Here is a 10,775-nt window from a genome sequence, read left to right as displayed (position 1 = left end):
CCACGGGCCGAGGCCGGTACATCCGGGCGGGGATCTACCCGCGCGGAGGTCTGTGTCAGAAGTTGATCATGTGTCCTGCGAGGCCGTGGATGGCCTCCTGCAGCGCCTCCGACAGCGTCGGGTGCGTGTGGACGTTGCGGGCCAGCTCGTTGACGGTCAGGTCCCACTTCTGGGCCAGCGTCAGCTCGGGCAGCAGCTCGGAGACGTCGGGGCCGATGAGGTGGCCACCGATCAGCTCCCCGTGCGTCTTGTCGGCGATGAGCTTGACGAACCCGTTCGGGTCGCCGAGACCGTGGGCCTTGCCGTTGGCGGTGAACGGGAAGGTCGCGACCTTCACGTCGTAGCCCTCGGCCTTGGCCTGCTCCTCGGTGAGACCGAACGACGCGACCTGCGGCTGGCAGAACGTCGCGCGCGGCATCATGCGGTAGTCGCCCAGCTCGAGCGTCTCGGCGCCCCCGATGGTCTCGGCGGCGACGACGCCCTGCGCCTCGGCGACGTGCGCGAGCTGCAGCTTGGCGGTGACGTCACCGATGGCGTAGATGCCGGGGACGTTGGTGCGCATGCGCTCGTCGATCTCGATGGCGCCGCGGTTGAGGGCGACGCCGGTGTTCTCGAGGCCGTAGCCCTCGACACGGGGGGCGAAGCCGACGGACTGCAGGACCTTGTCGACGACGACCGTCTCGACGTTGCCGCTCTTGTTGTCCTTGATCGAGACGGTCACCTTGGTGCCGTCGTCGTCGATCGTCTGCACGGCGGCACCGGTCTTGATGGTGACACCGAGCTTCTTGTACGCCTTGGTGATCTCCTTGGAGACGTCGGCGTCCTCGTTGGGCAGGGCGCGGTCGAGGAACTCGACGATGGTGACGTCCACGCCGTAGTTCTTCAGGACGTAGCCGAACTCCATGCCGATGGCGCCGGCGCCGACGATGAGGATCGAGCCGGGCAGGTCACGCGTGAGGATCTGCTCCTCGTAGGTGACGACGTTCTCGCTGAGCGAGGTGCCGGGCAGCAGCTTCGTGACGGAACCGGTCGCGATGATGACGTTGTCGAAGGTCACCCGGTCGGTGCCGCCCTTGGTGAGCGCCACGTCGATGGTCTTGGCGTCGACGAACGAGCCCTTACCGTCGTACTCGGTGATCTTGTTCTTCTTCATGAGGAAGTGCACGCCCTTGGTGCGACCGTCTGCCACCTTGCGGCTGCGGTCGAAGGCTGCACCGAAGTCGAAGGAGACATCCCCCGAGATACCGAACGTCTTGGCCTCTTTGTTGAAGAGATGCGCCAGTTCGGCATTGCGGAGAAGTGCCTTCGAGGGGATGCAGCCCACGTTCAGGCACACACCTCCCCAGTACTTCTGCTCGATGATGGCGGTGCTCAATCCCAGCTGTGCCGCGCGGATAGCAGCGACGTACCCACCGGGACCGGCTCCGAGGACAACGACGTCATAGTGTGAGGTCACGGGTATACAGGGTAGTCCCGCCGGTTTCCGCTGTCTGTCGATGGTCCGGTTACTCGTCGGTAACGGTCGGATCGGCGCCCGATCAGCGGGTGGTGACGTACCGGCGGACCGTGAGCGGTACCAGCACAGCGACGATTCCGAGGCACCAGCCGAAGGCTGCGAACAGGGGGTGCTGCAGGGGCCACGCCGCATCCGCGGCCATCGGCACAGCCGCGTCCACGGCCGTCGGCGCGGCACCGCCCAGCAGTTCGCGCAGGGCGGCCACGACGGCACTGACCGGATTCCACTCCGCGATCGTCCGGATCACCGCGGGCATGGTCTCGGTGGGCACGAAGATGTTGGAGAACATGATCGTTCCGAAGATCATCGGCGCGCACTGCTGCAGCACCTGCTCGTCCCGGATCGAGAAGCCGAGCCAGATGCCCAGCCAGGAGAGCGCGAAGCGGAACAGCAGCAGCATCACTGCGAGCGCAGTCTCGCGGACGCCTGCGTCGATCCGCCAGCCGACGAGATATCCGACACCGACCATCGGCACGAGCGCGACCGCACAGGTGGCCGTTTCGGCGAGGGCGAGCCCGGCGGGCACCGACACCGGCGCGGTGGGCAGGGTCCGGAACCGGTCGGAGAGTCCGCTGCGCAGGTCGGCGTTGGCGGTGGCCGCGGTGGTCGCCAGGCCCATCGCGGCCACGAGCACCAGCACCCCCGGCATCAGATACGCGCGGTAGGCGGCGGCGTCACCGCCGGACAGTGCGCCGCCGAAGACGAATCCGAACAGCAGCACCATGCCCAGCGGCGCGGCGAGCGTGACGAGCAGCAGCGCGGGCGAGTGCCGGTACGTCAGGACGATCCGATGGAACAACGTCCGGGTGCCGGTGAGTGCCGAGCTTCCATGGGTGGCGGTGGTCATGCGGGCTCCTCCGTACGGGCGTGTCCGGTCAAGGTCAGGAACGCTTCGTCCAGCCCGACGCGACGGCGGCCGATGTCGTCGACGGGCACGCCCGCTTCGTCGAGGGCGCGTAGCACCGGCAGCAGCGGCACCGAATCGGCATCGGTGGCGAAAGACAGCCGGACGGTGCCGGTTTCGGACGCGGCGTCGGTGGCGATGTGCCGTAGACCGAATGCGGCGGTCACGCCGATCGCCTCGGTGACGTCCGCGGCGGCGGGCAGGGCGAGGTCGACTCCGGTTCCGACCGCCTCCTTGATCTGCGCCGGGGTTCCGGTCGCGATCGTCACGCCGGCGTCGAGGATCGTGATGCTGTCGGCGAGGCGGTCGGCTTCGTCGAGGTACTGCGTCGTGAGCAGCACGGCGGTGCCCTCCCCCACGAGTTCGCGCACCAGCCGGTAGATCTCGTTGCGGCTGTGCGGGTCGAGGCCGGTGGTCGGTTCGTCGAGGAACAGCACTTCGGGCCGCACGACCATCCCGGCGAGCAGGTCCAGCCGCCGGCGCATACCTCCCGAATAGCTGCTCACCGGGCGGGCGGCGGCGTCGGCGAGATCGAACCGGTCGAGCAGCTCGGTCGCGCGGACCCGGGCCGAGCGGCCGTCGAGTCCGTGCAGCCGCGCGAACATCGTCAGGTTCTCCCGACCGGTCAGCCGGGGGTCCACCGCATGGAACTGCCCGACCAACCCGATGCGTCGTTTCACGTGGGCCGCGTCGCGCACGACGTCGAAGCCGCAGACGCGGCCACGACCGGCGGTCGGCCGCAGCAGCGTGGCGAGCATGCGGACGGTGGTCGTCTTCCCCGAGCCGTTCGGGCCGAGCAGCGCATGGATGTGCCCGGCGGGAACGCTCAGGTGCACTGCGTCGACGACGTTGCGGTCTCCGAACGCCCGGGTCAGGCCGTCGGCTTCGAGCACGTTCATGCGCCCTCCCCCTCAAACTGTGAACAATGTTCGCAATTAGAGGGTAGATAAATGAGAACAGCGTTCGCAACTCTTTCCTCGAGGCATGCTGGGGGTCATGCCGACCTCACTGTGGCTGCGCACCGACGAACGCAAGCGCGGGCCCCGCCCGACGTACACCCTCGACGACATCGGCGAGGCCTGCGTCCGGCTGGTCGACAGTGAAGGCATGCGCGCACTCTCGATGCGGCGCGTCGCCGACGCGCTCGGCACCTCGGCGGCATCGCTGTACCGATACGTGGCCGGCAAGGACGATCTGCTCGCGCTGATGGCCGACCGGGTCGCCGCCGAGTTCGACTTCCCCCCGCTCACCGGTGACGTCCGCACCGATGTACTCGCCATCGCCCAGCAGTCCCGATCCCTGCATCGGCGTCATCCGTGGCTACGGGACACGCCGGCCACCGACCTCGGCCCGAACAGCATCCGCTACCTCGACCGGCTCGTCGGCGCACTGGCACCGGCCGGGCTCGACGCGACCGCCACCATGATGGGCGTCGCCCTGATCAGCGGCTGGGTCACCAATTTCGCGGCGCAGGAATCGGCCGGGGAGACGGCCTCGGCGAGCGGCGGCGGTGCCGCGCACATGTCCGAGATGCTCGCGCACGGCGACTATCCGCACCTGAGGGCCCTGTTCACCTCGGACTCCTCGGGCGCCGCCACGACCCTCGACAACGACGCCGCGTTCGTCGCGGGGCTCGACGCCATGCTGTTCGGAATCGCGCCCGCCGCGTCCCGAACCGAACCGCCTCGGCCGGAACGGAAATGACGGTCGGCGTACCGAAATATCGGTACACCGACCGTCACTCAGGGGCACTTCCGGAGACGCGGGCTACTTTTTCTTCGCGTTGTTGAACCGGCGCATCGCAAGCAGGTAGGCCGGAACCTTCCGGATCGGCACCGGACGCGGCCAGTCGCTGCCGCGGAAGAAGGGTTCGCTGCCGCCGTCGACGACGACGACCGACCCGCAGAGGAAGTCCGCGGCCGGCGACAGCATGAACTCGACCCACTCCCCGATCTGCTCCGGCCGACCGAATCCGCCGATCGGCACCGGGAAGTCCCGGACGCGGTCGGCTTCCGGGCTGTCGAGCTGGGCGGTCAACAGCGGTGTCTCGATCGCCCCGGGTGCGATCACGTTGAGGCGGATCCCCGCGCCGGCCCACTCCGGAGTCACGGCCGCGCGGCGCACCCAGTGGGTGACCGCGAGCTTCGAGGCCGCGTAGGTGAACGTCGGGCCGGCCGGCTTGATCCGGCACGCCCGCTTGACGGCCTTCTCCAGGTCCCCGGCGAGGAATGCCTTCACCGCCGACATCGGGGCGGCCGGAACCGTGGTCGTCGAGTTCGACCCGAAGACGACGACCTTGCTGTTTCCGGCTGCGGCGAGGGTCGAGCGCCAGCCCTCGAGCAGTTCGACGACACCGCGGAAGTTGACCTCGGCGATGACACGCTCCCGACCCGGCCCGGGACCGAGCCCGGCGGCGAGGACGGCACCGTCGAGGTGCCCCTCCGCCAGTTCGAGTGTCTTCGCGATCGCGGTGGCGCGACCTTCCGACGTCGACAGGTCCGCGACGACGTCGCCTTCCTTCAGGTCGATCCCGATCACGGTGTGACCGGCGGCCCGCAGACGATCCGCGCTCGCCTTACCCATCCCGGAAGCCGCACCGGTCACCGCATAAACGCCCATTACCATCCCCTCGTCGCCTTCGGTTTCCAGGGACGGTACCGTCCGGCGGATCGTTGCCGACAGCCGGTACGCAAGGGATGACGTTCCTATTGCGCGACGCCGGTGCCCTCGTACCGGGACAGCAACGCACGCTTGAGGATCTTGCCGCTCGGCAGGCGCGGCACCTCACCGAACTCGACGGTGCGCGGCACCTTGAAATGCGCGAGCCTCTCCCGCGCGTAGCCGATCAGCTCGGCCGCGAGGTCGTCGTTCGCGACGGTCGCCTCCGCCGGAGTCACCACCGCGTGCACCCGCTGACCCATCTCGTCGTCGGGCAGCCCGATGACCGCCACGTCGAGGACCGCCGGATGCATGGTCAGCGCATCCTCGATCTCCTGCGGATAGATGTTCACCCCACCGGACAGGATCAGGTCGGTGCGCCGCGCCGACAGATAGAGGTAGCCGTCCTCGTCCACGTGCCCCAGATCGCCGAGCGTGCTCCAGCCCTTGTCGTTGTACGCGCCGGCGGTCTTCGCGGCGTCGCCGTGATATTCGAACCTCGGGGTACCGCTCATCCAGATCGTGCCGATCTCGCCCGGAGGCAGTTCGTGTCCGTCCTCGTCGCAGATGTGCACCTCACCGACGGTGGGCCGGCCCACGGATCCGCGGTGCGCGAGCCATTCCGGCGTGGAGATCATGAAGAACCCGTTTCCCTCGCTCCCCGCATAGAACTCGAGGATCTTGGGGCCGAGCCACTCGATCATGCGTTCCTTGACCTCGACCGGACACGGTGCGGCCGCGTGGATCACCACGCGCAGGCTCGACAGGTCGTACCGCGCCCTCGTCTCGTCGGAAAGCTTCAGCATGCGGACGAACATCGTCGGCACGACCTGGGTGTGGGTGACCCGGTACCGGTCGATCGCGGCGAGCGCGCCCTCGGCGTCGAAGTGTTCCATGACGATCGCGGTTCCACCGTTGCGGACGGTGCCCACGGACCATCCGAGCGGGGCCGCGTGATAGAGCGGTCCAGGACTCAGATACACGCTGTCCGAACCGAATCCGAATGCATTCCGCATCACCGCATCGATTCCCAGCCCGGTTCCGAAGGGCGCGCCGGTCAGCTCGGGCAGAATCCCCTTGGGCCGACCGGTGGTTCCGGACGAGTAGAACATGTAGTAGCCCTCGACCTCGTCGTCGATCGGCGTCACCGGCAGCGCGGCTGCCGCGTCGGCGAGCGACTCGGCTCCGGTCGCCGACCTCCGCCACACCGTGAATCGTGTTTCCACAGCAGGGTTTCCGGAGTCGACGACCGACGCGAGCCGGTCGAGGTGTTCGGAGTGGACCAGCACGCGGGCACCGCAGTTCTCGACGACATAGGCGGCTTCGTCGTCGGCGAGGTGCCAGTTGACGGGCGTGTAGAGAAGTCCCGCTCGTTGCGCCGCCCAGACGACGGGGAACATCTCCAGGCAGTTCTCCATTAGGATCGCGATGTGATCGCCCGCCTGCAGCCCCCTCTGCCGGAAGAGGTGGGCGATACGGTTGGACGCGTCTTCGAGTGCGCGGTAACTCAGTGTCGCGCCGCTGCCGGCCATCACGATCGCGGGCTTGTTCTCCTCGGCCGCCGCCAGATCCGTCAGGTTCATCGCCGTCACGGCAATCCCTTCACGAGGGCCGCCGTCGTGACGGGCGGCCGGAACACGCACTCAGGACAGTTGGAAAGCGGGGATGTACCTAAGTGACGGCACCCGCGATCTTCAGTTCGATGAGCTGCTCGTCGTCGAGTCCCATCTCCCGCAGGATCTCGTCCGTGTGCTCGGCGAACTGCGGAGCCCGCGACATCTTCACCGGCGCGTTGTCGAACTTGACCGGACTCGCGACCAGCTTCTGCGGTTTGCCGTCCGCGTCAGTGATCTCGACGATCCGTCCGTTGGCGATCAGCGCCTCGTCGTGTCCGAGTTCCCAGCCGTCCTGGACCGGGGCCCATTGGCCGGAGATGTCGCGGAAGACCTCGAGCCACTCGTCGTAGGTCCGCTTCGCGATCGCCTCGGCGAACCAGTCGCCGATTTCCTGGGAGTGCTCGAAAATCGCTTCCATCGTGGCGAATCGGGGGTCGTCGACCAGATCCTCGCGACCGAGCGCGGCAACGAACTCGTTCCAGTAGCGAGTCGGTTGCAGCATCGAGAACTGCAGCCACCGGCCGTCGGAGGTGCGGTACGAACCGCTCAGCGGGTTGCCGGGCGCGGCCGTCGTGCGCCGCACCTTGGGCAGCGGGCCGCCGAGGAACAGCGACAGGTTGACGGAGAACTGGGTTGCCCATGCGCCGACGGCGAGCAGCGACACATCCACGACGGACGGCTCACCGGTGCGTTCGCGCCCGGCGATCGCGGCCGCGATACCTCCGGCGATCGTCATTCCCCCGATGTTGTCGCCGTAGGCGCCGGCCGGCATGAACGCCATGTGATCGGTGTCCGGCGGCATGACGCCGTCGGCACTGCCGGCGCGGGCCCAGAACGCCGTTGCGTCGTAGGCACCCTTGTCCGCGTCCGGACCCTCGGAGCCGAAGCCGTTGCCGGTGACGTAGATGATGTCGGGATTGATGGCGCGGATGTCGTCGACGGTGAGGCGGAGCTTGGCGAGCGGACCGGGCAGGTAGTTCGTCAGGAACACGTCGCTGCTGCGGACGAGGTTCTCGAGGATCGGTCGCGCCTCGGGCTTGGCGAGGTCGAGTCCGATGCTGCGCTTGCTGCGGTTCGGGCCCTCCATGATCGGCGCGAACGACGAACCGGCCTGGCTCGCGGCGAGTCCGAGCACACGGACCAGACCGCGTTGCGCGTCGCCGGTCTCGGCATGCTCCACCTTGATGATGTCGGCGCCCCAGTCCGCGAGTACCGCTCCGGCGGCCGGAACGAAGGTGAACTGGGCGACCTCGAGGATTCGGATGCCCTCCAGGGGACGGTCCATGACGACTCCTGATCGTGGATGGGTGGAATGGTGGCCGGGTGGTGAGGCGATCTAGCCGGTGCGGAGCAGGACGGCGCCCGACGGCACGCCGCCGCCGGCGGTGACGACTGCGACCTCCGGGTCGGCGACCTGCAGTCCCGGCGCCTGCCCTCGCAGTTGCAGCACGGCTTCCCGGAAGAAGCCGTAGCCGTGGGTGCGGCCGGCGGACAGCTGCCCACCGTGCGGGTTGAGCGGGAGGCGTCCGTCGATCGCGATGCCCCGCCCGCCGTCGACGAAGTCCCGGGCACCGCCGAACTCGCAGAATCCCAGTGCCTCGAGCCACGACAACGCGTTGAACGTGAATCCGTCGTACAACAGGGCGACGTCGACGTCCTCGGGACGCAGATCGGTGCGACTCCACAGGTGCGCCGACGGACCGAGGGATTGCGGCAGGTGCGTGAGCGTGCCCTGATCCCACGACAGGTTCTCGAGGATCTGGGTGCCCACCGCCTCGACGAACACCGGTGTGTGGGGCAGGTCCGGTGCGGTCTCGGCGGCGGAGACAATCACCGCGACCGCACCGTCGACCGGGACGTCGCAGTCGAACAGCCCGAACGGCGTGGAAACCGTTCGGGCGCCGAGATAATCGGTCATCGTGATCGGATCACGATAGACCGCTTCGGGATTCGAACCCGCATTGGTTCGCGCGTTGACAGCGATTGCACCGAGCGTCTCCTTCGCGTCGCCGTAGCGGTGGAAGTAGTGCGACGCCTGGCAGGCGATCCAGTTGGCCGCCGATATGGCACCGAACGGATGGCGGAACTCGAACATGCCCGCCGCCCGGCCGATTCCGGCCTCCCACTGTCCGGACCGCACCAGTTCCGAATGCGTCGACTCCCACACGGTGCGGTAGCACAGCACGTGCCGGCACAGTCCCGACGCGACCGCCAGCATCGCGGCGATGATGGACCCGTTCTGCCCGGGCAGGTCGCCGCCGCCGTTGACCCAGGTCGGGCGGATCCGCAGGGACTGCTCGACGGGCATGATTCCGCCTTCCGAGATGCCGCCGACGGCGGCACCCGGATAGGTGGACAGTCCGTCGATGTCGTCGACGGACAGGCCCGCATCCGCGATGGCCTGCAGGCACGCGTCGACCGTCAGCGTCAGCGGATCGACCATGAGCCGACGGCCGATCCTCGACTGCCCGACCCCCGAGATCACGACACGGTCCTCGAACTTGCCGGAGGTGACCGGCGGGCGCAACCGGGCCCGGTAGTTCTCCGGTTCCGGCAGCGTGCCGGGCTCACCGTCCGCGTCCGGGTCCGGTTCGAACAGCGGCAGCCAGATCTTGTCGCTCACCTGCTCGAACACGACCCGCACCTTCGTCCCCACGGACACGTCCGCGGGTTCACACCCGACGATGTTGGTCGTCAGGCGGACGCTCGAATCTTCTTCGAGCGCAACGATCGCGACGACGTACGGAGGCGGGAGATCCGGGAGCCACTGCTGCACGTTGATCGTCACACCCACGACGACCGCGCGGCCCGAGACCGCTTGCAAGGAGATGTCGCGCCCCCTGCACTGCGGGCACAGCACCGTCGTCGGGTGCATTCTCTTGCCACAGGTGCCGCACTGCGCCACTCGCAGGACCCGGTCGGCTCCCGAGGTCCAGAACTCGGACGTCGCCGGGGTCGGCTGCGGCAGGGGCCGTCCTGTGGCGACGACGGTACTTCGGCTCACGTATTCTCCATCACCCGGTTGTCGGAACTGCACGGTCGTCAGAATTCCACGGAATTCGGTGCGCTGACGCGCTTTCGAACTTCGATCATCGCCGCGAGCCGCCGCTCCATGTCGGCGCGGGACATGTGGATGTCGTCCCCACCCTCTCCCCTGTCCAGCCGTGCGAGCCGGTCGCGTTCGGCGGCGATCTCTTCGTCCAGCAACTCGCCGGCCAGGTTCCGCGTGAGCAGGTCCTGGTCGACCCAGTCGTCCTCCGGCAGCTGGTCGATCGGTTCGGCCATGTCGATCCTCCGAGAGTGCGCGGGACGCGCCGGTGTGCCTTTGTGGCGGTGGGAGCCGCCATTTCGGCACACCGGCGGAAATTCAGAGACGGGGGAAGTTCAGCAGCCGGCGGGCGTTCAGTTCGACCATCTTGTGTACGTCCTCGTCCGGAACCTCGAGCATGGCGTCGTGCACGCGCTTGCGGCTGTTCGGCCAGTTCGAATCGGAATGGGGGTAGTCGCATTCCCAGGTGATGTTGTCGATCCCGATGGCGTGCCGGTTGTCGATCCCGAACTGATCGTCGATGAAGCAGCCGAAGATGTGTTCGGCGAACAACTCCGACGGCCGCGCCGACTGGTCGATGTTCTGGTAGAACCGGTGCTTCTCCCAGGTCTGATCCATCCGCTCCAGCAGGTAGGGCGCCCAGCCGATTCCGCCTTCGGACATCATCACCCTCAGGTTCGGGTGCTTGTGGAAGACCGGGGAGAACAGCAGATCCGCCGTCGCGTACATCGAGTTGCACCCGAACAGGGCGATCATCACGGCCATCGGGGCCTCGGGTGCCGTGATCGGCGCCTGACCGGACGTGCCGAAGTGCATGCACAGCGGCATTCCCGCCGCCTCCGCTGCGGACAGCACCGGATCCCAGTGATCGGTATGGAACGACGGCAATCCCAGCGGCACCGGATTCTCGGGGAAGGTGATCGCTTTCGCTCCCTTGGCCGCCGTCCGCTCGATCTCGCGCACGGATTCCTCCACCGACCACAGCGGGAGCATCACGATGGGGATCAGCCGGTCGGGGGCGGTCGGGGACCA

At 67.8% G+C, this 10,775-nt stretch carries 10 protein-coding genes; 1 reads left to right on the top strand and 9 read right to left on the bottom strand.

Annotation, left to right across the window (positions count from 1 at the left end):
• Positions 1 to 55: 55 nt before the first annotated feature.
• The 3 genes from lpdA to I0Q12_RS23005 all read right to left on the bottom strand — a co-directional run bounded on the left by lpdA (position 56) and on the right by I0Q12_RS23005 (position 3,319).
• The gene (gene lpdA / locus I0Q12_RS23015; protein WP_197255074.1) at positions 56 to 1,456 is read right to left on the bottom strand and encodes a dihydrolipoyl dehydrogenase; all 1,401 of its coding nucleotides are present in this window, start codon (positions 1,454 to 1,456) and stop codon (positions 56 to 58) included.
• Between the two features lie 82 nt (positions 1,457 to 1,538).
• The gene (locus tag I0Q12_RS23010) at positions 1,539 to 2,363 is read right to left on the bottom strand and encodes an ABC transporter permease (protein WP_197255073.1); all 825 of its coding nucleotides are present in this window, start codon (positions 2,361 to 2,363) and stop codon (positions 1,539 to 1,541) included.
• Complete coding sequence (locus I0Q12_RS23005) at positions 2,360 to 3,319, bottom strand: ABC transporter ATP-binding protein (RefSeq protein WP_197255072.1); 960 nt, start codon at positions 3,317 to 3,319, stop codon at positions 2,360 to 2,362. The genes I0Q12_RS23010 and I0Q12_RS23005 overlap by 4 nt, the downstream gene beginning before the upstream one ends.
• A gap of 97 nt (positions 3,320 to 3,416) precedes the next feature.
• On the opposite strand from I0Q12_RS23005, the gene I0Q12_RS23000 reads away from it, so the two are divergent.
• Positions 3,417 to 4,124 (top strand): TetR/AcrR family transcriptional regulator, encoded by a 708-nt coding sequence (locus tag I0Q12_RS23000; protein WP_231611268.1) that lies wholly within the window; start codon positions 3,417 to 3,419, stop codon positions 4,122 to 4,124.
• Positions 4,125 to 4,187: 63 nt separating this feature from the next.
• Here I0Q12_RS23000 and I0Q12_RS22995 read toward each other — a convergent pair whose 3' ends face one another.
• From I0Q12_RS22995 to I0Q12_RS33625, 6 genes are all read right to left on the bottom strand, one after another.
• The gene (locus I0Q12_RS22995; protein WP_197255063.1) at positions 4,188 to 5,039 is read right to left on the bottom strand and encodes an SDR family oxidoreductase; all 852 of its coding nucleotides are present in this window, start codon (positions 5,037 to 5,039) and stop codon (positions 4,188 to 4,190) included.
• A gap of 86 nt (positions 5,040 to 5,125) precedes the next feature.
• Positions 5,126 to 6,661 carry an acyl-CoA synthetase gene (locus I0Q12_RS22990; RefSeq protein ID WP_197255061.1) on the bottom strand — a complete coding sequence of 512 codons (1,536 nt, stop codon included), beginning with the start codon at positions 6,659 to 6,661 and terminating at the stop codon, positions 5,126 to 5,128.
• Between the two features lie 88 nt (positions 6,662 to 6,749).
• On the bottom strand, positions 6,750 to 7,979 hold the full coding sequence (locus I0Q12_RS22985; RefSeq protein ID WP_197255059.1) for a CaiB/BaiF CoA-transferase family protein: 1,230 nt from the start codon (positions 7,977 to 7,979) through the stop codon (positions 6,750 to 6,752).
• A gap of 51 nt (positions 7,980 to 8,030) precedes the next feature.
• Complete coding sequence (locus I0Q12_RS22980) at positions 8,031 to 9,698, bottom strand: OB-fold domain-containing protein (RefSeq protein ID WP_197255057.1); 1,668 nt, start codon at positions 9,696 to 9,698, stop codon at positions 8,031 to 8,033.
• Between the two features lie 38 nt (positions 9,699 to 9,736).
• Positions 9,737 to 9,979 carry a hypothetical protein gene (locus I0Q12_RS22975; protein WP_197255048.1) on the bottom strand — a complete coding sequence of 81 codons (243 nt, stop codon included), beginning with the start codon at positions 9,977 to 9,979 and terminating at the stop codon, positions 9,737 to 9,739.
• Positions 9,980 to 10,061: 82 nt separating this feature from the next.
• Positions 10,062 to 10,775: amidohydrolase family protein (locus I0Q12_RS33625; protein WP_231611267.1), on the bottom strand; the 714-nt coding region annotated here is incomplete at its 5' end.

The sequence above is a fragment of the Rhodococcus sp. CX genome, assembly GCF_015865005.1.
GTDB lineage: Bacteria > Actinomycetota > Actinomycetes > Mycobacteriales > Mycobacteriaceae > Rhodococcus.
Note: the sequence above shows the minus strand (reverse complement) of the source record. Positions and strands in the feature narration are given on the sequence as shown.